Source organism: Sinomicrobium kalidii (genome assembly GCF_021183825.1).
Lineage (GTDB): Bacteria > Bacteroidota > Bacteroidia > Flavobacteriales > Flavobacteriaceae > Sinomicrobium > Sinomicrobium kalidii.
Window position 1 is genome coordinate 1295449 of record NZ_CP089211.1, and the last position, 24490, is coordinate 1319938.

The following is a 24490-nucleotide window of genomic DNA, read 5'->3' on the forward strand; positions in this document are numbered from 1 at the left end:
GATGAAAACCATTATCCGTATATTGTTTTTTGCCATTATTGTCGCTATTGGTACGGGGTATTACTTTATCTGGACCGAACAGCCGCAAACCGGTCACCGGATTATAGGTTTTGCTGTTCTTGGGCTCGCTTTTGTGCTTATGCCCCTGTTTCTGATACATCGTTATAAAGGTAAGAATTTACGTAACTTTAATCTCTTTAAGGGGCCGGAAGACGATAAAAATGCTGAAAACCAATAATTTTTTCAAGAAAAAACAATTATTTAACCTTTTGCATTCATATAAATCCTACATTTGTTACCTAAATTTTATTTATAATTCATAATGACAGGAACAGTTAAATTTTTTAATGAATCAAAAGGTTACGGATTCATTACCAACGACGAAACAGGCAGAGACATCTTTGTACACGTAACCGAATTAAGAGGTGTTGAGCTAAAAGACGGAGACAAAGTAGAATATGTTGAACAAGAAGGAAGAAAAGGCATGGTTGCTGCCGAAGTGCAGGTAATCGGATAATATATATTTTATTTTGCTTGACTTACAGCGTTTACTCCAGGAGTAAGCGCTTTTTTTATTCACATTTTTCCATCCTTCTGCCCGAAACTTCGTAAAATAGTATAATTTCCCCTTATTTTAAACCTTGATATTCGCAAAAATATACTTATCTTTAAAAGATATGATGAGTATCATCAATTCAGGTGAGTTGTACATCACATAATAACTAAAAATCCTACCCCCTGAGGAATTCACCTCGTATCAGGTTTTACTTTATAATTTTTTATACCAACAACACCTTTACCCCCATACTTGTTCTTTCCGGGCGGTAAATGTGTACTGACAGCAAAAGGAGCGGGAGCGTATGGATACAGAAAATACCCCACAGAACTATCAACAAATCCGGGAAATATTACAGGTGGCTCCACTGGGGGCTTTCCTGTGTCATATGAACGGGGATTGTTTCTTTGTCAACAAGGCCTGGGAAAAAATATCCGGCCTCGGTTTCAGGGACTCCCTGGGCACAAACTGGCTCAATATTGTACTGGAAGACGATATCCCGGCCATCACCAATATCATGAGGCAGGCGGTAGAACAGGTAAAGGAAGTTACTTTCCTCTACCGCATCCGTCATCCGGAAAAAGGCATCCGGTATTTAAAGACCAATGCCCGTCCTGTTGCAGATCCCGCCGGAAAGGAACAGTATTTCACCGGGTATGTAAGGGATGTCACCGAAAAACGGCTTTCTACCGTACAGATCAAACGTCAAAACCAGCTTTTCAGCATCCTCAAGAGCATACAGGACCGTTTTTATCTCAGTGAAAGCCCGTATAAGCTGTTTAACACCCTTCTTGAAAATATTGTGGAGATCACAGACAGCGAATTCGGTTTTATAGGCGAAATCCTCCCCGACGCCAATACCGGGCAACCCTACCTGAAAACCCTGGCCATCTCCAATATTGCATGGGACAAAGAAAGCAGGAAAATATACGAAGACACCAAAACAGACGGTGTGGTCTTCACGAACCTCGACACCCTTTTCGGACAGGTAATGCGTACGGGCGAAACATATATATCCAATTCACCGGGCACCGATAAAAAAAGGGGCGGCACGCCCAAGGGCCATCCGAAATTACGCTCCTTTATAGGCCTCCCGGCCAAGACCAATAACGAACTGGTAGGCATGATAGGCATTGCCAACCGAAAAAACGGCTACGACACCTCTTTTGCCGAGTTTTTAAGTCCCCTCCTTTCCACCTTTGCCAGCCTTGTGGCCTTTCACCGGCTTACCAAAGCCAAAAAGCTGGCGGATACCCGTCAGGAAGAACTCAACAACCACCTGCAATCCCTCATAACTTCACTTGAAGACATCATCCTTGAGATTGACGGCAATATGGTGTTCCGCAATGTCTGGGTAAAAGATGAAGAGCTGCTTTTTATGCCCAGGGAAAAGTTTATCGGCAAACCCCTGCCCGAAGTTTTCGGTGATCAGGCTCCCTTCTTTGTCAAACACATACGCAAAGTGATCAGGACAGGAAAAACCACCGAATTTGAATACAAACATTTAAACCCGGCCATAGACAAATGGTACAAGGCCAAGGTAACCCCGATAAACAAAGCCCCCCGTCCCGGTGAATATAAAATGGCCATTATTATCCAGGACATTACGGAACGTACCAAATATATCGAAGCCCTGAAAACGGAAAAGGAAAAACTGGAACGCACCAACCTCTTGTTTGACTTCAGCGAGGAACTGAGTAAAATAGGCGGCTGGGAAAACGATATAAAGACCGGAAAAATATTCTGGACCAAACAAACCCATACCATTTTGGAGGTTTCGCCCGAAACCCTGGGAAAAATGTCTCATAAACAACTCCTTGACCTCATGGAAGAAAGAGGGGCGGGCATTATCAAAAAAAGTTCGGTAGAAGCCGTAAAGAAAAAAAGGCCTTATGACGCCATTGCGCAGATCACTACGCCCAAAGGGAACATTAAATGGATACGTTCTATCGGGGTACCCATTATCCGGGACAATAAAGTCGTAACAATCAGGGGAGCAGTGCTGGACATTACCCAGCAAAAGGAAATAGAACTGGCACTACAGCAAACCAAGGAGAAACTGGAACGAAGTAACCTGCTGCTGGACGCCAGCCAGGAACTGAGCAAGACCGGAGGCTGGGAAAACAATATCGAGACCGGCGAAATATTCTGGACCAAACAGCACCATGACATTATGGGTATTTCCCCGGAAGAAGTCAGGGGCATGTCATTCCAAAACCTGTTTGACCGGGTCCATGCCGAAGACCGGCATATCATTGAAAATGCCTTTAAAAAGTCGATCCGGGAAAAGATTACTTACGATACCACCTTCCGGATCGTCACTCCTGCCGGGGAAGAAAAATGGGTGCGCTCCATAGGCTCGCCTGTGCTGAAAAACGGTAAGGTTTATATGCTACGGGGTTCCATTATGGACATTACCCGGAAAAAGGAAAACGAAATGGCCCTGATACGGGCCAAAAATGCGGCCGAAAATGCCGCCAAAGCCAAGACCGATTTCCTCTCGGTAATGAGCCACGAGATCCGTACCCCGCTCAATGGCATCATAGGCATTACCAACCTTTTAAAACTGAACCATACCCCGGAACAGGAAGAGTACATCGACAACCTGATGTTCTCTGCCGACCACCTGTTGCAGCTTATTAACGATATACTGGACCTCAACAAGATTGAAAGTGACAAACTGGAACTGGTCTATACCGAAGTGGACCTTCCCGAACTCATTGTCAACATCAAAAACCAGTTTAAATCGCTGGCTGATGCCAAGAGTGTAAAACTGGTGAGCCGTATCGACAAAAATGTTCCCCGAAAGATCATCGGTGATCCCGTTCGGTTAAGCCAGATCCTCAATAATCTCGTGAGTAATGCCATAAAATTCACCGAAGAAGGACAGGTTACCATAAAACTGCGGCAACTGTCGGCAACACCCGCACAATCTGTCATTCACTTTTCCGTAAAAGATACCGGGCTGGGCATCCCCAAAAAAATGCAGCAGCTTATCTTCGAGAGTTTTAAGCAGATACAACAGGGCGCCTACCGAAAACATTCCGGTACCGGGCTTGGGCTTACCATTACCAAAAAACTGATAGAACTGCACAACAGTGAAATCCGTTTAAAGAGCCGTCCCGGAAAAGGTACGGAGTTCTATTTTGACCTTGAGCTGGAACTTCCTTCTCACAAAAACCGGAAAACCTTTACTTCAAAGGCATTGTCGAGCTATAAAAACAAACTTTCGGGCATACGTCTGCTATTTGTAGAAGATAACCGCGTCAATGCCCTTGTAGCCCGGAAACAACTGGAATACTTCGGCATAATACCCGACTATGCCCGGAACGGGGACGAAGCTATTGCGCTCCTTCAAAGAAATTACTACCACATTGCGCTCATAGACCTTCACATGCCCAAAATGGACGGTTATGACCTTTCAGAGATCATCCGGCGGCAGTACCCGGAAATCCACATCGTGATCTTTACGGCCGATATCATGACCGATGTACGCCAGCGGCTGGCCCGCATGGGAATCTATGACATCCTCAACAAGCCTTTTGTGCCTTCAGAAATGTTATCGGTATTGTTAAAGGTGGCTCATGAAAAGAACATCCTGCTTAATGAAGGGGTTAGCAGCTAATGTTTCCGGGAATATGAAATTTTCTTTAAATCGTCTCTTTTTGGAATATAGAGAGCTATAATTCTCTTTAGTGAGACAGGGGGTTTGGGTCTTGTTCCTGTCCCGGGTATATGTCTCAGCTTTCGGGATTTATCCTATGGCTTGGGATTTCAAACCCTCCCCCCGTTGCTTCGCTTGGGGACCTCCCTTCATCTGAAGGGAGGAGCTTTTTTGGGCTTTATTTTTACGGTAAACCGTATAAAGGCTCCCCTCTTCAGACGAAGAGGGGTGGTTCCGGCCAAGGCCGGAAGCGGGAGTTTGACCATGCCCAGGTCTTAGGAATATTACAAAACATTAATGTTTTCCTGTGACTTGGGATGTCAAACCCTCCGTCCGAACTGAAGTTTGGACACCTCCCTTCGTCTGAAGGGAGGCGCTTTGTTTACGCAGACAGTGTGTAATTACGGTAGCCCAAATAACTCAATAACCTAATAACTGAATACCCCAACCATCACTACCTGAACTACCACCGGTTTAAATCCTTAGACACCACAACATTTACCCCAAACAACTACCTACCCCCTCTTCTTCCTAAAAAAACTTTTCAGCAGTTCGGATGCTTCGGCTTCCATAATGCCTTCTTTAACTTCTGTTTTGGGATGTATGGAGGCATGCATGGCCCGAAAGCCCCGGTGAGGGTCGGCAGCGGCGAAAACTATGCGCGATATCTGGCTCCAGTAGAGTGCCCCGGCACACATCTGGCAGGGCTCCAGGGTAACATAGAGCGTACAGCCTTTCAGGTATTTACCGCCCAAAAAACTTGCTGCCGAGGTGATGGCCTGCATCTCGGCATGGGCAGTAACATCGGTAAGGGTTTCGGTAAGGTTGTGGGCCTTGGCTATGACCCTGTTGTCAATGGCGATCACAGCCCCAACAGGGACTTCGCCTTTTTCGTAAGCTGCCCCGGCTTCCTGAAGCGCTTTTTTCATAAAATATTCATCGTCAAAAGTAGCTGTCATACCCGCAAAAATACAAACGCATCTCGTACTTTTGTGTCGTCATGTCAAAAAAACTGCTGGACCATATTGCCATTCCGGACGACCTTCGCCGGCTATCTGCAACACAACTGCCACAACTGGCGGGGGAATTGCGCGATTTTATTATCGATATCGTCTCCGCCAAGGAAGGCCACCTGGGGGCCAGCCTGGGCGTGGTGGAGCTTACCATTGCCCTCCACTATATTTTTAATACCCCGGAAGATCTGCTGGTCTGGGACGTAGGCCACCAGGCTTACGGGCATAAAATACTGACCGGCCGAAAGGATATTTTCGATACCAACCGCCAACTGGACGGGCTTAGTGGTTTCCCGAAGCGGAAAGAAAGTGTTTATGACACCTTTGGCGTCGGGCATTCGTCCACGTCCATATCTGCTGCATTGGGGATGGCGATGGCCTCCCGGCTGAAAGGGGAAACAGAAAAACAACACGTTGCTGTTATCGGCGATGCTTCCATTGCCAGCGGTATGGCCTTTGAAGGGCTGAACCACGCGGGGGTTACGGATGCCAACCTGCTTATTGTACTCAACGACAACGCCATCGGTATAGACCCGAGCGTGGGTGCGGTAAAGGAATACCTTACCCAGGTGAAGAAAAACCGTAAACTGGCCCGCAATAACATTATAAAAGCCCTGAATTTTGACTATACCGGCCCGATAGACGGCCATGACCTGCCTGCACTGCTCCGTGAACTGGAACGGCTTAAACATGTGCAGGGCCCCAGGTTCCTTCATGTCATTACTACAAAAGGAAAAGGGTTACAAAAGGCGGAAGAAGACCAGGTACGCTATCATGCGCCGGGAAAATTCAACAAAACCACGGGGGAGATCATCCCGAAACCCGTATCGGAAAAAGACCCGCCAAAATACCAGGATGTTTTTGGCCACACTATTGTTGAACTGGCCGAAAAAAACGGGAAAATAGTAGGCATTACCCCGGCCATGCCTACGGGAAGTTCCCTGAAATTCATGATGGAAGCCATCCCTGACAGGGCATTTGACGTGGGTATTGCCGAACAGCACGCCGTAACACTGGCTGCGGGAATGGCTACGCAGGGGCTCATTCCCTTTTGCAACATATATTCCACTTTTTTACAGCGGGCCTACGACCAGGTGATCCATGACGTGGCTTTGCAGGACCTCCCCGTGATCTTTTGCCTGGACCGCGCAGGAATTGTGGGCGAAGACGGGGCTACACACCACGGAGTATTTGACCTGGCCTACCTGCGCTGCATTCCCAATCTTATTGTTTATGCCCCGGCCAATGAAACAGATTTAAGGAACATCATGTATACGGCACAACTGGGCCTTCCCCATCCTATTGCCATACGTTACCCGAGGGGCCGGGGGGTAACCCCGGAATGGCGGCAGCCTTTTACCAAAATTGCGATCGGTAAGGGAAAAATGGTAAAGCAGGGATCGGACATTGCCGTATTAAGTGTGGGGAGTATAGCTAAAAACGTAACTTCAGCCATTAAAAACCTCACTGAAGATCAACAAGATAAGGTAGCACATTACGATATGCAGTTTGTTAAACCGCTTGACGAATCGTTGTTGCATAAAATATTCAGGGGGTTCAGGGCGTTAATTACCGTGGAAGACGGATGTGTTACAGGTGGTTTTGGAAGTGCGGTACTGGAATTTGCAGCGAGGAACGGCTATACAAAAGAGGTGTTGCCACTGGGAATACCGGACGAATTTATTGAACAGGGCCCGGTAAATGCCCTGCATGCCATGGCCGGAATAAGCCCTGAACGGCTTAAAGATCGCATAACAGGATTTTTATAAAAAGTACATTTTCATATCTTAGCCCCGCAATAAACCGGTAACAGTCAATAACCTAAGACCGGAACACAACCTGCAAAAACAATGGAACAACGCATTTGAGTGAATCATACTAACCAGCCCGGTGTTATGTTAACCGTAACACGGGTAACACTAAACCACATATAAAACTATCCATTTTACAATGAGAAAGATCGTCTCCCTAATTGCAGCAGTTTTTTGTATATACGGCCTGGAAGCACAGGAACTTTTAAATCCTATAAACACTTCGTCTTACGGGGTGCAAAGCCTCCCTGTACAAATTGGCAAAGATACATCGAAAACAAGGCATGCCCGCCTGCGCCGTCTTGTACCGCCGCCTCCGGCCCCTGTTTCTTACTGGACCAAGAAAAACGAAATGGGCATTGTACTGAGCCAGGCAGCCTTTTCGAACTGGAATGCGGGGGGAAACAACTCCATTTCGGGAATTTCTTCGGCAAATTTTGTCCGGGCCTACAAAAGGGGCAATGTTAGCTGGAACAATGAACTGATCCTGAAATACGGACTGAATTCGCAAGAGGACCAAAAGCTGCGAAAAGCGGACGATGCGATAGAGTTGAACAGTACGTTCGGTTACCGTACGCACCCGAAGTCGGATTGGTACTATTCGGGTAAGCTAACATTCAAGACACAATTTACCAATGGTTACAAATACCCGGACCGGGACAATCCCATATCAAAGTTCATGGCGCCCGGTTACCTTTTCCTGGGTGCGGGTACGGAATTTTCGCCCGAAGAGGAAAAGTTCAAGGCTTATTTTTCGCCCGTAACCATGAAGGCTACGTATGTCCTGGACCAGGACCTGGCCAACCAGGGGGCTTTTGGTGTGGAGAAAGCCATTTATGATGCTGAAGACAACATCATCAGGGAAGGGAAACAGACCCGTACCGAGGTGGGTATCCTTATCAACAGCCAGTGGGAAAAAGAGATTTACAGGAACATGCATTTTACCAACAGGGTATCGCTGTATACCGACTATCTCAATGATTTTGGTAATGTGGATGTAGACTGGGAAGTAACCTTTAACCTGGTAGTAAACGAATATGTAAAAGCAAATGTGGGCGCCCACATCAAGTATGATAATGATGTGAAAACGCGCGAACTGGAGATCAGTGAGAACGAAACGTTTGCCTACGGGCCCCGGTTGCAGTTAAAACAGATACTTGGGGTTGGGGTTAGTTATATGTTCTAAGGTGTTGTTGGGTTACGGGTTACAGGTTTTTGCCGGTTACCGGTTACCTATCACCAGTTTTTACTATAACTGTTTTACAAACGGGCAACCGGTAACCGGCAACTGGCTTATTTACATTTTAAAGCCCTATGCCTTACGTCCTGCAGTCTTATATCTTTTTTGTCAAATACTAAATTGATCTATAATCAATATCACCCATAAAAAACAATGACCGATAGCGGAATACTGAAATATATGGCTGTTATCGGTTATCTGTTTCGGTTTAAAAACCAAACCATTGAGAACTTCAAACTTTTACATCAGGAAAATACCGGGCAACCTCACGTGGCCGTTACGCCACAGGGTGATGTACCCGGAGCTGTCTCCGGAAAGTGTTATACTGGAAGAAGATGACCGGGGCATGCATTTCGGGTTGTTTTCGGCAGATGACCGGTTGTGGTCGGTGATATCGCTTTTTCGGCACGGGGACGGGTATTACCAGTTCCGCAAGTTTGCCACGGATACGGCACAACAGGGCAAAGGGTACGGTTCTGCCCTGCTCTCCTACACCATTGATTTTTGCCGTAAGGAAAATGGCCGGGTGCTTTGGTGCAATGCCCGGACCAGTGCCACCTCCTTTTACAAACGCTACCGCTTTACGGAAACGGATACAACCTTTTTTAAGGACGGGCATGACTTTGTGATCATGGAACTGGAGTTATAACAGGGAAGTATGGCTTAAAGTGCCATTGTATGACAATTCTATAAATGAAAGACCGGACCCCACGACTTCGCCCGGAGTGACAGGTATAGTGTTCTTCAATATCGTTAATGGAGCCGGGGGAACAGACATTCCCATTATAAGAACAGGCAGTTTAACTGCGAGAACAGACACTCCCATCGCAAGAATATAAACTCCTATAGCAAGAACAGGCAGTTCAACCGCGAGAACAGACACTCCCATGGCAAGAATATAAACTCCCACCGCAAGAACAGACAGTTCAACCGGAAGAACAGGTATTCCTATTACAAGAACAGGCAGTTTAACTGCTTCTGCTAACCCTTCGATAAACCCGGGACAGGGTGCACAGCAGGTATGCGCATATCATTGGAGGTATGTTGCCAGCCTCCGGGAGATTGCTTCACTTCAGCCTGCCCTGAGTTTATCGAAGGGTTCGCAAGGACGTGTACTTGTTTTGGTTTTTGGGAAATGCTTAAACCAAAGCCTGTGCGTCATCGCCAGAATTGACGTTTTTACAATCGCATAAATTGACAATGACGTTAAGATAATCGTCACTGCGAGCGTAGCGCGGTAGTCTCCTGGCTGGTATGCGCCTGCCATTGAGGGTATGTTGTCAGCCTCAGGGAGATTGCTTTACTTCGTTCGCAAAGACGTGTACTTGTTATGGTTTTGGGAAATGCTTAAACCAAAGCCTGTGCGCGGTTGCCAACATTAAATCCCGCAATAATACTTTCCTGTAAGGGTATTGGTTTATTTTTCAGGAAGAAGAAAGACCGGGGGAAGTCCTTCTGTACTTGAATATATGGTTCATCCCTTAACGAAGGGCGTGAAAAGGTATGGCGGTGATCCTTGAGAATTGATCTGAACCGTTTCCATATACGGATTTGACGTATTTTTTTACGTCCAGGACCCTGCTGTAAAGCCCGGTGTCTTTGTCATAAAGCACTTCGTTCCGGGTACGGAGGGCCGTGTTAAGCGCAGCTTCGGTCTGGTCTACCCTGGCAGTGGCGTTGTTCATATCGGCCAGCCGTTTATCCATATTCTCCTTTTGCAGGTCTTTTTCATTGGGCTTGTAATTGCCAATGGTACGGATAAGGGTGAGCAAATGTGAAAAATGCTCGGCCTGCTGGGTGTATGACTGCCGGGAAGTAGAAATGCTTGTTGTGGTTTCTTCTGTCCCGTTTTCTGCAACTTCTTCATCGGGTTTGCGGGATGTGCCATAGCCCTGTATCCGCTTGTTGATGGAACGGGCATGGTCAAAAACCCCGTCACTGAGGTTCAGGATACCGAGGTGGCTCACAATCCTCGTGCAGAGGGGTTTGAGGTCCTGATACACATCCTGCCTGTGATGAATGGCATTCTTGTTGGCTGCGCGTCTGGTTTCGGCCTCTTCAACACTTTTTCTGGCCTTGTCGTGAAGTTTGGTGAGGTTTTCTACGGTAAGCGCCTTAACGGGCGGGTCGTACTTATCGTAGTAAGAGATCTGTGCAATGAGTTTGTTTAAATTGGCCACGTTTTTGGCATGGCCAGTTTCGTAGTTTTTCATTGAAACAATTTTAAAATTAAAAGAACGTATTGTGCCCTCCCGAAGTTATGGGAGCGGCATACGGTGGATTACGCATGAAAGTGTCTATTGTTCGGCTTCAAAAAAGGCTTACGGATTACAACTTTCATGTAGAGATCAGTTGGTTTTAACTTTATAAATGCATGCAATTTATTAAAACTGAATACAATATATAAAATATTCGCGTTTTGAGATATTAAAGTTTTCTTAAAATATCAAATATAGACGGGAGCAAATGTGTTTGGGAAGAAGGATGTCACGTTTGAGAAAGAATGTGTCACAAGTCTGGAGACTTGCAACAGTGATGCTGGTTAGATACTGTTCATTAATGTTTGATGCTTTCCTTTGGCTTGGGCTTTCAAACCCTCCGTCCAAACTGAAGTTTGGACACCTCTACTTCGACAGGGCTCAGTACGGCGCCTTCGTCTGAAGGGAGGAGCTTTTTTTTTGCTGCGTTCCTAAACATTAAAAGCCCCGGTCGGGGCTTTTGTACATTTTGCATTTATTAGGGTTAGGCTTCAAATGTTCTGTCTAAACCGTAGCACTCGCCCAGTGGGGTGGTGCTTTTAAGGATTTGGGTCAGGTAATACAGTGAAAAAGCCATATCATCGCCTTGTTTGTGGTGTTCGTGGGTTTCGGCTATGAGTTGAATGGCGTGCGATACGTAATACCGCATTAAGGCCAGGGTTTCATAGCTGTCTACCTTGAGTTCTACGTAAGTTTCGCCATAGGCGTTGGTTTTTAGCGTGTCTTTGTACGCTTCGAAATCTAAGGGTTTCATAATCTTGTAATTTAGGAATATTAAAACCCGTAAGGGTTAGGTGTCCTACGCCTACAAGAAGCGTTACGGTTGTTTCCAATACCGTCACCATGCCATACGGGCAGAATCGTCTTAAAAATATCATAGTCTTGTAGTTTAGGAACAGTAAATATACTGCTTTTTGCCGGGAAGGGCAAGGGTTGTGCAGGGTTTGAATGGTTTGTGATCTAAGGTTGTCACAAGTCGGGAGACTTGCGACAGCGGTGGTGGTACTTGTTGGAAACGAGCGCCGGGGGTTGTCAAAATACTTTACCTTAATACGTAGGTTTTCTTTAGTTCTTCAATGATTTCCCTATAGGCCCGTTCAAATTTCATTTTATCATTGCCAATATACTTGTCCAGATAATCATATACAATTTTTGACTTTTCAGGCTGGATATTTATTTCATATTCACCGACCTCCGGGCCATAATTCAATTCTAAAATTTTGGCTGTGATTCCGCGCACTATAATTTCGTCAATATCGTTGAATTCTTCTTTGAACTTTTCCTGATTGACCAATGAATCGAATGTTTTATCGTAGTATTTTCTGAATAATTTGTCTGTATAAATATGGCTGTTTTCGTGAATTATGATCCTCCTGTAATCGTTATTCCATTTTAGCTGTAGTTCTTTAAAGGAATCATTCGGATTATCGCATAGGTACGTTATAAGAAACAGCCTTTCATTTTCCGGGTTGTTTGTAAATGTTATGGCTTTACTTGTAATCCTGTTTAATGGATCAAACAGTATTTTAAGTGTTGTTTTTTTATCTGTTCGATAGAAGTCGTTTAGTTTTTTGGTTATCCGGTTTGAAATTATGGAATCTTCAAAGGACTTAAAATCAACATTATAATCTGTTTTAAATGCAATTGTTTTTTTAAAATCTATGAGAAGTTTGGAGAGGGAATCGATATTTTTTCCATACCAACCAAATTGTTCTGAAAATTCTTTAAGGTTTAAACTGTCTTTGGGTTTCAAATCTTTATCGAGACATAATGCAATTGACGGTAAATCTGCATTCCATTCGTCCCCGGTTCCTATTTTTTGTACCAAAGGATGATTGACATACTTTTTATAGGGCTCAAAGTGTGTTTTATAAAAATCAGTTTTACACGGTCTTACATCTTCGTCTATACTATCTTCAATAGCTAAAAAATAGGCTACCCTCAGCAGTTCTACCCGGTCGTCTATTGTTATGGATATGGTATTTTCAGTTCTTTTATTGTTAGCTTCCTCTTGTTTACAACCAATTACCGAAAGTGCAAGGATAAATAAAATTACGGGTATTTTTTTCATAACTAATGATGTCTATTTACAGACGGCAAAAATATTCAGTTGGTTACCTATGTGTGCTTTGAATTTGATATAACAGATTGGGCATGGCCCTGTTGCACTAATCTGATAACTAATTTAGCAAAAAGAAATCAAATTTGAAGAAAAGCAGGTGGCACTCGTTGGAAACGAGCGTCAGGGAAAAACGAGCGTCAGAAGTTTAGTTACTTTATTCGCTTCTTAAATTCTAAAATTTCAGACAGGTAAATTTCATTGAGAAATTCGTTATATACGTCATCTCGTTTATATACTATATTGTCTTCAGCGCTTTGAATGCTTTCTTTGGCTTTTTCGGTTTCTTCAGTTTTCTGATATGCCTTTGCCAATCCGAAATGTGCTTCACATACGGTATTTGATTGTTTTAATGCTCTTTGAAATTCTGATATTGATCTTTCGTAATTTCCGAGTTCAAATTCGCAAAGCCCCAAATAGACAAATGTTTGAATGTCCGCCCAATCTTCGCCCTGATTTTCAATACTTCTTCTAAACATGTCTTTTGCTTTCTCATAATCCTTTTTTCCATAATAACATTCTCCACGCAGAAAATCTATATCCTCGCCCCACGGGGCGTCTGTAAAATTTGGCGTTAAACTATCCAACCTTTCAAAATCCATTAGTGCCTTGTCGTAATCTCGCAATTTTCTTAATCTTATCCATCCCCGGTAGCCTAAATGCATTTTGGGGTTTAATTCTACCGCTTTATTCAGATAATCAAATCCTTTTTGAAAATCTCCGGCTTTGTTGAAAGCAACTGAACGTTCCATCCATATTTTACTATTTTCCTGGTCATACCGTACGGCAGATTCGAAATCGTTTATCTGCATGAAAAAATCTGATTTTTCCTTGTCATTTTTGATATTCCACCATACAATTATTCCAAGGATCACCAATAAAACAACCGTTCCTATACCAATAAATGTGTATTTAAAAAACTTCTTCAATTTTTCTGTCTTTTATTTTTAGCCTGATAAGGTTATATGTCTTAAAGTTTTTATCTCTTTTCCAGTTCTTGAGCGCAGCAGCAATTTCCCGAAGTTCATTTACCAGTTTTCCATTATTGAATTGTACATCCTGATAGTTTTCGTCAATTTGAAAAGTCTCCATGTTGCAAAGTTTCCCGGTTTTTGAGATATGAAGTCTCAATGTTATAAATCCGTTGGCGGGGCGGATGTTTTTTTTGGAGTTCTGAACCTCCCTGAATGCTTTTCTCAAAGTTATATTTTCACCTTCAACTCTACTGTTTATACCATTGGCCCAGTAAGGCATGGAACGTTCGTTGCATTCGGATTGATCTTTCGAAAAAGAAAACAACAGGTATAGTGCGGCTACAGCATAAAGTTTTTTCATTGTTTTATGTCATTAATTAACAGGTAAATATTTTTACAAGGTCACAAGTAGGGAGACTTGCGGGTAGGGATTCATTGCAAATAAGCGTCAAGGGCAGGTGTATTATTTATCAAACAGTTCTTTGAGTTTGTTTTTCAAATCATCGCCTCTTAAATATCGGGCAATTATGAGACCGTTTTCGTCTATCAAAAAGTTGTCCGGTATTTCGGAAATTCCATAGATCAACGCTACTTCATTATTAAATCCTTTCAGGTCGCTTACATTCTTCCAGGGCAGTTTATCTTCTTTGATGGCTGCTATCCATTTTTCCCTATTGGTATCTAATGAAACACCAACAATATTAAATCCTTTATCTTTATACGATTCAAATATTTTAACTAACTCCGGGTTTTCCGATCTACATGGTCCACACCAGGAGGCCCAGAATTCCAACAGGATGTACTTTCCTTTTATTTCTGAAAACTTTACGGGCTTTCCTTTAGGGTTTGCCTGCTCAAAATCGGAATACACATCCCCTACTTTGGGATTCTTATTGAGTTTTATAAATTTTTCGATAAATTCTCCTCCTTCTGTAGATTGTAGTTCCGGGGGCATTAAAGCAAACAATTTACCGGTTTCTTCAGCTCCGATTCTTCTCATTGTGCCAAATTGCAGGGTAAACAGACTTACATGGGAGTCCGGAAATTCTTCAATAAAGGTTTTATTGATCTCTGCTTCCTTATCTATCATTTTTTCATAGACCACCAATAGGGAGTCTCTGTTACTTTCGGTGATCATCTCCTCAAGTTCATCCATTTCCTGATGTATTGAGTCTTTTCTCTTTTCAAGTAAATCTGCTTCTTTTTGTGCTTTGGAGCCTGTAACGCTACCGTTCGAAAAATTGCCTTTTTCGCCTGCAATCTCAATAGTGCTGTTTTCCAGCCAGAACATTTTATATTCGTTAATGTCTTCCATTCTCAGCATGGCCAAAGTCGGTTTTTCGATTTCACCTTTGAACCGGAAGGTCTCATTGTATATAGTGGCGGAATCTATGGCCACGTCTGTCTCCGGATAAAGGTACATTACAACTTTGGTACTATCTGCCATGTTATTGGCACGGGCATTGACCAAATAGCCGGTTGTTTCTTTTTCTTTGTCTGTTTTACATGATACGATTGTTGTAAACAGTATTAGGATAAGGCCAATGGCTTTCATATGTTGCTTGTTTTTATACGGTAGTTTAAGTTTCTTTTTGTCTTTTCAACCTCCTGTTAAAAGAACAAAGGCTCTTAACAACGGCATTAAGTTATCACTATTTTATTCATTTTCAAATAAATAATTTTTGGATATATGGTGTAAAAAGTCTTGAAAGGCTCCCCTCTTCAGACGAAGAGGGGTGATTTCGGTCAAGGCCGGAAGCGGGGAGTTTGACCAGGCCCAAGCCCCGGGTATATATCCCGACTTTTGGGCTTTATCCTATGGCTTGGGCTTTCAAACCCTCCGTCCAAACTGAAGTTTGGACACCTCCCTTCGTCTGAAGGGAGGAGCTTTTTTTTGCTGCGTTCCTAAACATTAAAAGCCCCGAAACCGGGGCTTTATACATTTTGCATTTATTATGATTAGGCTTCAAATGTTCTGTCTAAACCGTAGCACTCGCCCAGTGGGGTGGTGCTTTTAAGGATTTGGGTTAAATAATACAGTGAAAAGGCCATATCATCGCCTTGTTTGTGGTGTTCGTGGGTTTCGGCTATGAGTTGAATGGCGTGCGATACGTAATACCGCATTAAGGCCAGGGTTTCATAACTGTCTACCTTGAGTTCTACGTAAGTTTCGCCGTGGGCATTGGTTTTTAGCGTGTCTTTGTACGCTTCGAAATCTAAGGGTTTCATAATATCTCTTAGTTTAGGAATAAGTAAACCCATACGGGTTAGGTGTCCTACGCCTAAGAGGGCGTTGCGGTTGTTTCCAATGCCACCACCATGCCATATGGGTAAAATTGTTTTTCAAAGTCATAATCTCTTAGTTTAGGAATAGTAAATATATGCATTTTTGGTGGTAAGGGCAAGGAGTATGCGGGGTTTGAATAATGTACGGGATATAAGGTTGTCACAAGTCGGGAGACTTGCGACGGAGGGTGTCTTTTTATGATTTGCAATCCGCAATTTGCTTTACAAATAAAAATAAACTTAGGACATGCGGATTTTAGGTGGAAACGAGCGCCGGATGATTTGTAAACACCTGCCGGACCTTACGCACTGATGCCTTAATCCTAATCTTTTTTTTAATTTCCGTTTTGTCCATAAATGAGGGTTAAATATTTTGATCCGGTTTTCTGCTATCCTGTTTAAGCCAATCCCCGATTTTATATTCCCGGTTTTATTCATTCAGATGCGTCAACAGATTTACGGTTGCCCCGTTGGGGTCTTTTACAAAAAAGCGTCTTACGCCCCAGGGTTCGTTGGTAATGGGGTACACGATTTCCCAGCTTTGCTCTTTTGCGCTTTCGTAGAGTTTGTCGACATCGGAAACTTCAATGGAGAAAAAAATTGAGGAATTGTTTAATGGTTCTTTTTTGTTGTTTTCAAAAACGGATAATTGTGCCGTGGGGTTTTCCGCAGAGGCAAAGGTCAATATCCACCCCATGTCCATAACCAGTTCCATGCCCAGAAATTCCGCATAGAATTGCCTGCTCTTTTCCACATCATCCGAATATATGTTGGGAACGATACGGCGGATAGCTATGTTGTTTTCCATTTTTAACATTCGGGTTTTAATTGTTTTCCTGTTTTCTATTAAAAGACAACATTCTTAATGCTGCCAATTTACCATCATTTTACAAACTTTCAAATAAATGTTTTTTATGTTCTGACAGGCCGGTTTTAAAAAAGAGCGCAGTAAAGTATGAAAGCAAAAACCTCAATTTTATTCAAAAAAATAAAAAAACCTTATTGTTATTTAATTATTTTTTTACATTTGTAAGCACTACCTCACCTAATTAACACCTTATTTCTCTTTGTCAATTTAATAAGAACACTACCCTTTTTAAGGTGCAGGATGTTTTTTGCAGAAAAACAACCTAAAAAGGCAGTTATTAAAAAATTATAAGATTATAATGTGTACGAACCTAAAAGACAGGCAGTATTAAAAAACACCTACTGCGCCAATTCCCCCTCAGGCCGGTGGATTTGAATAATTGAAATTGAAGTGTAACAACCAGGAACCAAAAGCTATACATTTTTTGAACAAAACCTGATTCACCCGGTTTTATTCAAACTTACAATTAACCCAAACTCTTAATTTTTAATTACCATGAGAACACTACAATTATTTTTATTGGGAACAATGCTCTCTACTGTTCTGATATCGTGTCAGAAAGATGAACTCTCTGATGCTGACGACCTGAACAGCCTGGAGGAAACCACAGCATTTGATGCCGAAAAATTTGCCGGTATTAAAATGTGTACTGAAATGTATCCCGAAGGTGTAACGCCCAGGGCAGCGGCCATTAGTTCGAATGTCTGGTCTAACGGCAGCACGCTTAAAGTTAAATTTATAGGGGGAACCTCCTATGTAAGGCAGAAAGTGATGCAATATGCCAACGAATGGTCTGATTATGCCAACATTACATTTGATTTTGTAACCGACGGAGCGGCTGATATCCGTATTAGTTTTAAAGAGGGTGGCTCCTATTCCTATATCGGGTCGTATGCAACCCAGGTGCCTTCTGATGAGGAAACCATGAATTTCGGCTGGTTTGACAATAATACTTCCGATACGGAGTTCAGCCGTACAACAATCCACGAATTCGGACATGCCCTCGGGTTGATCCATGAGCACCAGCACCCGGAAGTAACCATACCGTGGGACAAGCCTAAGGTTTATGAATATTACGGAGGGCCGCCCAACAACTGGAGCAAGGAACAAGTTGACCATAATCTGTTTGCGACTTATTCTGCTTCACAGACACAATACAGCGCGTACGACCCGCAATCCATTATGCACTATGCTATTGATAACGCCTTAACCATAGGTGACTTTGAAGTAGGCTGGAATACCGTGTTGTCTGCTACGGATAAAGCTTTTATCGCGGACCTCTATCCTAATTAAAAACGATCAACACTAAAATAGTATAAACTTTTGTTTGGGTTCCATATCATGCATGTAGTTTTGAATTGTAACTGCATGCATGATATGTATTTTTAATTTTTCGGAATTATTTTTCACTCCTGTTTTTCGTATCAAATGAACCGTGTTTTCAGAATCGTATTGGTGTTTTATGTTCTTTCGTCGGCCTGTAATACCGCAATTGGTCAGGAATCTGCCGGAGGTGAACTTTTTATTCAACCTTATGTAAAATACAGGCAGGAAAACCTGCGCTGGTCTATTGCCGGAGATGTCAAAGGGCAAAACCCCAATATCTATTCGGAACTGAAATGGAAAAAAATACGCGGCCCTCAAATTGGTGCATTGATCCATAAGGGACTATCTGAAGCGCTTTCCGTACAGTTCGATATGTCTTATATGGCTGCGGTTACCGGAAGGGTTACGGATGCCGATTACAGGGAAGATAACAGGCAGGGGAATTTTTACTATGAAAAGTTGCGTGCAGACAAAGGGTATACACTGTTATTCCAGGCCAGGTTGCAATACCGTTTATACGCCCGGCCCGGGATAAGTATAATTCCCTTTTTAGGGTATATCAATAAATATCAGCATTTGTACATGCTGGACAATGATATTCCCTTAGTAGAAGGAAAAAAGCTTGAAAGCACTTACAATCCCAACTGGAACGGTGCTTCACTGGGGAGTGTATTTCTTTTTGATGTAAAAAAACTTGACATCCTTTTTGAGTTGGAAGGCCATTTGACAACATACTACGCCGAAGCCAACTGGAATTTAAGAGAGGAGTTTACACATCCGATAAGTTTTAAACACCGCGCCACAGGTAAAGGCATCACGGCCCGTTTGTACCTGGAGTATCCCGTAGGCCATAACTTATATGCAGTATTAAACACGGATGCTTCTTATCTTAAAACCGGTGAGGGTACAGACAAGACCTATTATCAAAGTGGTGTACAGGCACTCACGCAATTAAACGCAGTTGTCAATACGTCGTTTGGTATAGGGGGCGGTCTCAAATACAAGTTCTTCTGAACGCGGTTACTTTACTAAAATACCACGATTAAACATTTTATAAAGCAGTCGAAAATTCGTACCTTCAAAGTTCCATACCCAATCTTAAAAATCAAAAAGCCATGAAACAAAAATGCCTTACCCTGATCTTATTACTGACCGTTTTAGCCATCCCGGTCTCCTGTTCTGACGATGACAACCTTGAACCTGTTGCATTAACCGATTTCAACGAAGTTAAAAATTCCATTAAATCGGGAGAACGGCTTGTTGTGGTCACCGACCTGGCAAAATGTGGCTTCCCTCAGAATTTGACCGGAAGGATGGTGATGAACGATGTGATTATAAACAATGACGAGTACCTTACTTTTTCCCTGAGCCACCTCACGGCCAATAATCCGGCTTATCCGGGAAAGGCTATCATTGAAAACCTGCACTACAGGCTGTTTAATGATGGTACTTTTGAAGTGACCATAAAATATATTGACCCGGATACTTCTGAAGTCATTTACGAATACGAGGGGGACATCATATGCCAGATCAACGAAGGTGTGAAGATTTTCAGTAATTTATGACCTTCCGGCAGTTCTTGATTGACCTGTGTCAAATATATTACGTTGACCGTTTATTGTACCTTTTTTTTTACTTTGTCAAATGCCGCATGCATGTAGTCTTTTAAAGATTCAAATGTTTTTTCGGACGGGTTAATTACACTTATCCAATACATGGCACCGTAAACCGGGTGGGGGAATATCTTGTCTTCTTCGGTAAAATCTATATTTGTATCTATATAGGCCTTGAACCCTTTTTTTTGAGGAAGGCTTTCAAATAAATCTTCAAAAATACCCTTACCTACACCAATGTTTAGCCGGTAATAGCCTTCCCTGTTCAGGTTTGAGGCATTATCATAGGCATCATCTGCCGTGACAATGGTTGAAAAAGGGAACTTATCATTGTCGTAAGACATAAAAAACAGGCTTCCGTCTTTCTCGATAATATTAATCTTTTCAAAGTTTTCGGTAACGTAATTTTTAATCCCTTCAATTGTCATACTGAATACTGTTTTTAGTATTATTAAAATATTTAACCGATTAAAACCGGAAACATAATTTTCCAGTAAATCCATTTCAGGTAGATGCTCTTTTGCCGATAAGGTTGCATCAAAATAAACAATGATTTTGTGTAAACACAATAACGGGCACTGATTTTTTAGTTTGTAAGCACCGATAAGTTTATACCATATACCCGTTATTGCATTTATACATTGCGTACTGTTTTATTTACCAGGGAATCTCTCCTGTTCCGGGATTGTATTCTTCACTGAAAAACCTTCCCGTCGGACCATCCTTATCCACCAAAGCGTATTTCACTATTCGTTGCCCTGCTTCTTCAACGGTGCCTGTTCCGCGGTGGTTGTTAAAATCGGTGGCAATAAAGCCGGGATCAACGGCATTGACTTTAAATGCCGTATCCCGAAGTTCATAAGCCAGGTTCAGGGTGTACATATTAAGCGCCGTTTTTGACGGAAGGTAAACAGCGCCTTTATGATGGTAATACTCCCAGTCCGGATCGCTGTTCAATGTAAGTGATGCCATACTTGAACTTACATTTACAATACGCGGTTGGGGCGACTTTTGCAGCAAATCCATAAAAGCCCGGGTAACCCTTACCACACCAAACAGGTTGGTATCAAATACTTCCCGGAACACCGATATGTCTGTACCCGTTGCTGTTTGTGGCAAGCCGCCGCTTATACCGGCGTTGTTGACAAGTACATCCAGGACTTCGGTTTTTTTGCCTATTTCAGCTCTGGCGGCGTTTACCGATTCCTCATTGCTGACATCAATTTGTACGGTTTCGACATTTTTTAAGCCTTCGTCTACAAGTTTTTCAACCGCTTTCTGCCCGTTTTCCAGTCTACGGCTGCCCAGATACACATAATAACCTTTTTGCAATAGCTGGCGGGCCGTTTCAAAGCCAATGCTTTTGTTGGCTCCTGTAATAAATACTGTTTTCATTTGTATTGTTTTAAGTTTACAACACAAAGGTTATCCTATTAAAAATAAAATGGTTTGCCATTTGGCAAAAAGTGTTTTCAGCGGAGGTTTTTTCGTATCCTGCTTAATGAAGATTGTGTAATTCCCAAATAGGAAGCGATGTAAGCCAACGGAATACGATTGGCCAGCGTTGGGTATTTTTCCAGGAATTCCCGGTACCTGGTGGTGGCGTCCTGCGACACCAGCGGGCTTACCCTTTCGAGTTTTTCGGCAAGTGATTTTGAAACTATTTTCTGAATGATATTGTCCCAGTCAATAATGGTATTGGAGATCTCTTCCCAGTCCTTTACCGAAAATACAACAAGTTTACAATCGGTAGCGGCCTGTATATATTCGGTAAAGGGGACATTCTTCAAATTAAAAAGCAAATGATTTTCCTCAATAAAGATTTTGGTGATCTCTTCGCCCTTGTTGTTGTAATAGCAAATCCGTATAATACCGTCAAGTATAAAGCCTACCTGCTTCAACACCTTTCCTGCTTCGGCAAAATATTCGCCTTTTTGAAGTTCCGTAACGGATGCTTTACTTAAAATAAAGTCTGTTTGCTGCCGGTTTAAATGGCCAAACCGTAATACGTAGTCTATAAATGCTTTCATGACGGCAAGTTAGTCAAACCGATGTTTACGGCATTTGTCATTTGGCAAAAAGTATCGTTATGGCATTTTATCGGTATTTATGAGGTAGGAGTTTATTTCCCTGATTACGGTACCCGTATTTTTTAAAAATGTAACTAACGTGAATAATGGATAAGAAAAAAGCTTTAGTTTAGCCTGAACTTAGCCGAAGCAGGGGTGTCCCGCAAGCGGGACGGGGAGTTTGACCAGGCCCAAATTCGGGGTATATTCCAGGCTTTCGTGTTTTTCCTGTGGCTTGGGCTTTCAAACCCTCCGACCAGACTGAAGTCGGCCCACCTCCCTTCTCCCGATCCCGATGGATATCGGGACAATCGGGATCAAAGGAGGAGCTTTTTAAAAGGTCTGATTCGCATAAAAACAGTTTTCGTGGTGAGTTTCCGCAACCTCGGGGGATTTGGATGTTTGTCATGTCCGGGTTTTTATTTTATAAAAGCCGTACTCATTGCAAATGAACGCCGGGTGTTGTTAATCGTGCAGTCCTTTCCCGTTGAGGATATGCTGTGTGTATTTTTCAATCCTTGAGGTCCGGGTCCTGGATTGTTTGGCTCCTGAAAAATACAGGAGATAGCCTCTTTGCCGCCCGGGGGTCAATGCCTTAAAAGCGGTTTCCAGGGCCGGGGCCTCGTCAAATTTGTGTTGCAGTTCTTCGGGAATTGTGTATTCCTTTGTCTTTTTATAATCTACTTTCAGTCCGGCCTTTTCCACTTCTATGGCTTCGTAAATATAGTTTTTTATGGTGGATTCCATAGCAATGATTTCCTGCACCCCGGCAAACCTGATCTGCCGCGCCGACTGTACATTTTCTGTTTGCTGAATGAGAATACCGTCCGTATCCTTTAACAGGGCTCCTTTGTGAAACAGTAAAGCACAGTATTCTTTAAAACCGTGTATTAAAACAATGTTGTTTTTCTGAAAAGTATAACAGGGATGCCCCCACTTCAGATCTTCGGAAAGCCCACAGTCAAGAACGATCATTCTCAATTTCTCATATGCGGCCTTCCACCTGGTGTCTTTATCAAAAAACCAGTCTACTTTGGGATTCATAGTTTATTTTGTGTTTGTTTTGACTTCATTGATTTTTGCCTGTGCTTTCAGGAGTTTCTTTATGATATTGCCGGGAACTTCCTGGTCAAATTTGATCTGTATGGTCTTTTTGCCGGTTTTATATCCTTTTTCTTTAAGTATTTCGCGGTCTTCATCATGAAGTACATCCACACCGAAACTCACGTGATGCCGGGCTACGTCAAAGCCGGCGAGAATACCGTGGTATTTGTAGATGGGCACGTTCCAGCTTATGCCTTCTTCTGCTTCGGGAACGGTTGATTTTATGATTTGTCGGAGTTCTTCCATTATTGAGCGGGCTTCCCCGCCCGAATTGGCGATGTAGGCATCGACAGTTTTTGGTTTAGGCGTTTCCATATTATTTATTTAAAGGTGTAACCCCGGTTATTTTCCTGCTTTCGGGCCTGAAATACCACGATACTACGGTTAAGATAATCAATAATACCGGACCGAAAAAATCTACGGCACTTCCTCCGCCGAACCCATGTGAAACGATAGCTCCGGACATGGCAAAGAAAAAGCCTGCATAGGCCCATTCTTTCAGCAGGGGCCATCTGGGGACAAGTACGGCCACTACACCCAGGATTTTCCAGACACCCAGTATGGTCAGGAGATAGACGGGATATCCTAATTGCGTAATAACTTCTACTTCTTCCTCCATTTTACTTAGTTGTACAATTCCGGTAGAGAGCATTCCCAATGCAAGCCATATAGTGGCAATCCAATAGATGATCCTGTTTCTTTTTGTTGTTTTCATAACTGTTGTTTTAATTGATTAACCACTTCCTGTAACCGGTTATGGGCCATATGAATACCTTGTGCAAAGGGCATTTGCAGCAATTGATTCCTGTATGCGACCGACCTGAACACGATATGCATACTGAGTTTGCTGGTGTGGTTGGTGAGTTTTTCAAATTCAAGGAACTCAAGCTGTACGGGAAACGGTGAATTTTCCATTTCAAACGTCCGTGTGATCTTCCGGTTCGGAACAAACTCGTGGATGGTTCCGTTAAATCCGTGTTTGTTTCCCCGCGGATCGGTGGTTTCAAACCGGTAACTGCCGTGTGCTTTATTTTCGAGTTTCAGTACTTTGGTTCCCATCCACTGCTCTACGATCTCAGGTTCTATATAAGCCTTGAAAAGCAGTTCCAGCGGCAGATCGAACTCTCTTGTTATCAATAGTTCCTGTTTGCCGTCTTCGGCATCAACGTTTGTTTTTTGTTGCATATTATTTTGTTTGTTTTGATTGGTATTCTTTCATTATGGTTTCCAACTTATTAAATCTGTCGTCCCAGAATTGCCGGAAGGGTTCGATAAAGTCGGCTATCTCTTTTATCTTTTCGGGATTTAAGTGATAGTATACCTCCCTGCCCTTTTGTTCTTGTGCAAGCAACTCACACTCGGTGAGTATTTGTAAATGTTTTGAAACCGTAGGCCTTGCCGTGTCAAAGTTCGAGGCTATCGCACCTGCGGTCATGGATTGTGAAGCCAGCAGCAGCAGTATGGCCCTTCGTGTAGGATCAGCTATGGCCTGAAATACATCTCGTCTCAAATTCATTATGTAGTTATTTGACTACGAATATAAATGTAGCTATTTAACTACGCAAATTTTTTGGCGGTTTTTTAAGAAA

General features: G+C 42.9%; 26 protein-coding genes. 9 read left to right on the plus strand and 17 right to left on the minus strand.

Annotated elements, in window-relative coordinates:
• The first annotated feature begins 1 nt into the window (after window position 1).
• The 3 genes from LS482_RS05165 to LS482_RS05175 all read left to right on the plus strand — a co-directional run bounded on the left by LS482_RS05165 (window position 2) and on the right by LS482_RS05175 (window position 4181).
• Entirely contained in the window at window positions 2-238 is a 237-nt protein-coding gene (locus LS482_RS05165; RefSeq protein ID WP_233030683.1) for an LPXTG cell wall anchor domain-containing protein, read from the plus strand.
• An 84-nt stretch (window positions 239-322) separates the two neighbouring features.
• Window positions 323-517 carry a cold-shock protein gene (locus LS482_RS05170; RefSeq protein ID WP_233030684.1) on the plus strand — a complete coding sequence of 65 codons (195 nt, stop codon included), beginning with the start codon at window positions 323-325 and terminating at the stop codon, window positions 515-517.
• Window positions 518-860: 343 nt separating this feature from the next.
• Window positions 861-4181 carry a PAS domain-containing protein gene (locus tag LS482_RS05175; protein WP_233030685.1) on the plus strand — a complete coding sequence of 1107 codons (3321 nt, stop codon included), beginning with the start codon at window positions 861-863 and terminating at the stop codon, window positions 4179-4181.
• Between the two features lie 554 nt (window positions 4182-4735).
• On the opposite strand, the gene LS482_RS05180 is transcribed toward LS482_RS05175, so the two are convergent.
• Window positions 4736-5179 carry a nucleoside deaminase gene (locus LS482_RS05180; RefSeq protein WP_233030686.1) on the minus strand — a complete coding sequence of 148 codons (444 nt, stop codon included), beginning with the start codon at window positions 5177-5179 and terminating at the stop codon, window positions 4736-4738.
• A gap of 41 nt (window positions 5180-5220) precedes the next feature.
• Here LS482_RS05180 and LS482_RS05185 point away from each other — a divergent pair, with 41 nt between their 5' ends.
• From LS482_RS05185 to LS482_RS05195, 3 genes are all read left to right on the plus strand, one after another.
• A complete protein-coding gene (locus LS482_RS05185; RefSeq protein ID WP_233030687.1) occupies window positions 5221-7002 on the plus strand; it encodes a 1-deoxy-D-xylulose-5-phosphate synthase in 1782 nt (593 codons plus the stop codon).
• 181 nt (window positions 7003-7183) lie between these two features.
• Window positions 7184-8230 (plus strand): DUF3078 domain-containing protein, encoded by a 1047-nt coding sequence (locus LS482_RS05190; RefSeq protein WP_233030688.1) that lies wholly within the window; start codon window positions 7184-7186, stop codon window positions 8228-8230.
• Window positions 8231-8507: 277 nt separating this feature from the next.
• A complete protein-coding gene (locus LS482_RS05195) occupies window positions 8508-8933 on the plus strand; it encodes a GNAT family N-acetyltransferase (RefSeq protein WP_233030689.1) in 426 nt (141 codons plus the stop codon).
• Between the two features lie 832 nt (window positions 8934-9765).
• Here LS482_RS05195 and LS482_RS05200 read toward each other — a convergent pair.
• The 8 genes from LS482_RS05200 to LS482_RS05235 form a co-directional block, all read right to left on the minus strand.
• Entirely contained in the window at window positions 9766-10497 is a 732-nt protein-coding gene (locus tag LS482_RS05200; protein ID WP_233030690.1) for a hypothetical protein, read from the minus strand.
• Between the two features lie 529 nt (window positions 10498-11026).
• Complete coding sequence (locus tag LS482_RS05205; protein WP_233030691.1) at window positions 11027-11296, minus strand: hypothetical protein; 270 nt, start codon at window positions 11294-11296, stop codon at window positions 11027-11029.
• 288 nt (window positions 11297-11584) lie between these two features.
• Window positions 11585-12613 (minus strand): hypothetical protein, encoded by a 1029-nt coding sequence (locus LS482_RS05210; protein WP_233030692.1) that lies wholly within the window; start codon window positions 12611-12613, stop codon window positions 11585-11587.
• Between the two features lie 200 nt (window positions 12614-12813).
• Window positions 12814-13590, minus strand: coding sequence for a tetratricopeptide repeat protein (locus LS482_RS05215; RefSeq protein WP_233030693.1), 777 nt, complete (start codon window positions 13588-13590; stop codon window positions 12814-12816).
• Window positions 13574-13996: a hypothetical protein gene (locus LS482_RS05220; protein ID WP_233030694.1), complete on the minus strand. Its 423-nt coding sequence runs from the start codon at window positions 13994-13996 to the stop codon at window positions 13574-13576. The genes LS482_RS05215 and LS482_RS05220 overlap by 17 nt, the downstream gene beginning before the upstream one ends.
• 102 nt (window positions 13997-14098) lie before the next feature.
• Entirely contained in the window at window positions 14099-15190 is a 1092-nt protein-coding gene (locus LS482_RS05225) for a redoxin domain-containing protein (protein WP_233030695.1), read from the minus strand.
• Between the two features lie 404 nt (window positions 15191-15594).
• A complete protein-coding gene (locus LS482_RS05230) occupies window positions 15595-15864 on the minus strand; it encodes a hypothetical protein (protein ID WP_233030696.1) in 270 nt (89 codons plus the stop codon).
• A 487-nt stretch (window positions 15865-16351) separates the two neighbouring features.
• The gene (locus LS482_RS05235; RefSeq protein ID WP_233030697.1) at window positions 16352-16729 is read right to left on the minus strand and encodes a VOC family protein; all 378 of its coding nucleotides are present in this window, start codon (window positions 16727-16729) and stop codon (window positions 16352-16354) included.
• A 555-nt stretch (window positions 16730-17284) separates the two neighbouring features.
• On the opposite strand from LS482_RS05235, the gene LS482_RS05240 reads away from it, so the two are divergent.
• From LS482_RS05240 to LS482_RS05250, 3 genes are all read left to right on the plus strand, one after another.
• Window positions 17285-18082: a M12 family metallopeptidase gene (locus LS482_RS05240; RefSeq protein ID WP_233030698.1), complete on the plus strand. Its 798-nt coding sequence runs from the start codon at window positions 17285-17287 to the stop codon at window positions 18080-18082.
• Between the two features lie 135 nt (window positions 18083-18217).
• Window positions 18218-19129 (plus strand): hypothetical protein, encoded by a 912-nt coding sequence (locus LS482_RS05245; protein ID WP_233030699.1) that lies wholly within the window; start codon window positions 18218-18220, stop codon window positions 19127-19129.
• 101 nt (window positions 19130-19230) lie between these two features.
• Window positions 19231-19680 carry a VirK family protein gene (locus LS482_RS05250; protein ID WP_233030700.1) on the plus strand — a complete coding sequence of 150 codons (450 nt, stop codon included), beginning with the start codon at window positions 19231-19233 and terminating at the stop codon, window positions 19678-19680.
• 50 nt (window positions 19681-19730) lie between these two features.
• Here LS482_RS05250 and LS482_RS05255 read toward each other — a convergent pair whose 3' ends face one another.
• From LS482_RS05255 to LS482_RS05290, 8 genes are all read right to left on the minus strand, one after another.
• Complete coding sequence (locus tag LS482_RS05255; protein ID WP_233030701.1) at window positions 19731-20156, minus strand: DUF6194 family protein; 426 nt, start codon at window positions 20154-20156, stop codon at window positions 19731-19733.
• A 229-nt stretch (window positions 20157-20385) separates the two neighbouring features.
• A complete protein-coding gene (locus tag LS482_RS05260; RefSeq protein WP_233030702.1) occupies window positions 20386-21123 on the minus strand; it encodes an SDR family oxidoreductase in 738 nt (245 codons plus the stop codon).
• 77 nt (window positions 21124-21200) lie between these two features.
• Window positions 21201-21758: a Crp/Fnr family transcriptional regulator gene (locus LS482_RS05265; RefSeq protein ID WP_233030703.1), complete on the minus strand. Its 558-nt coding sequence runs from the start codon at window positions 21756-21758 to the stop codon at window positions 21201-21203.
• A 504-nt stretch (window positions 21759-22262) separates the two neighbouring features.
• Window positions 22263-22841, minus strand: coding sequence for a YdeI/OmpD-associated family protein (locus LS482_RS05270; RefSeq protein ID WP_233030704.1), 579 nt, complete (start codon window positions 22839-22841; stop codon window positions 22263-22265).
• A 3-nt stretch (window positions 22842-22844) separates the two neighbouring features.
• Window positions 22845-23216 (minus strand): iron chaperone, encoded by a 372-nt coding sequence (locus tag LS482_RS05275; RefSeq protein WP_233030705.1) that lies wholly within the window; start codon window positions 23214-23216, stop codon window positions 22845-22847.
• 1 nt (window position 23217) lies between these two features.
• A complete protein-coding gene (locus tag LS482_RS05280) occupies window positions 23218-23616 on the minus strand; it encodes a DoxX family protein (RefSeq protein WP_233030706.1) in 399 nt (132 codons plus the stop codon).
• Entirely contained in the window at window positions 23613-24086 is a 474-nt protein-coding gene (locus tag LS482_RS05285) for an SRPBCC family protein (protein WP_233030707.1), read from the minus strand. The genes LS482_RS05280 and LS482_RS05285 overlap by 4 nt, the downstream gene beginning before the upstream one ends.
• Before the next feature lies 1 nt (window position 24087).
• Window positions 24088-24417, minus strand: coding sequence for an ArsR/SmtB family transcription factor (locus LS482_RS05290; RefSeq protein WP_233030708.1), 330 nt, complete (start codon window positions 24415-24417; stop codon window positions 24088-24090).
• Window positions 24418-24490 lie beyond the last annotated feature (73 nt).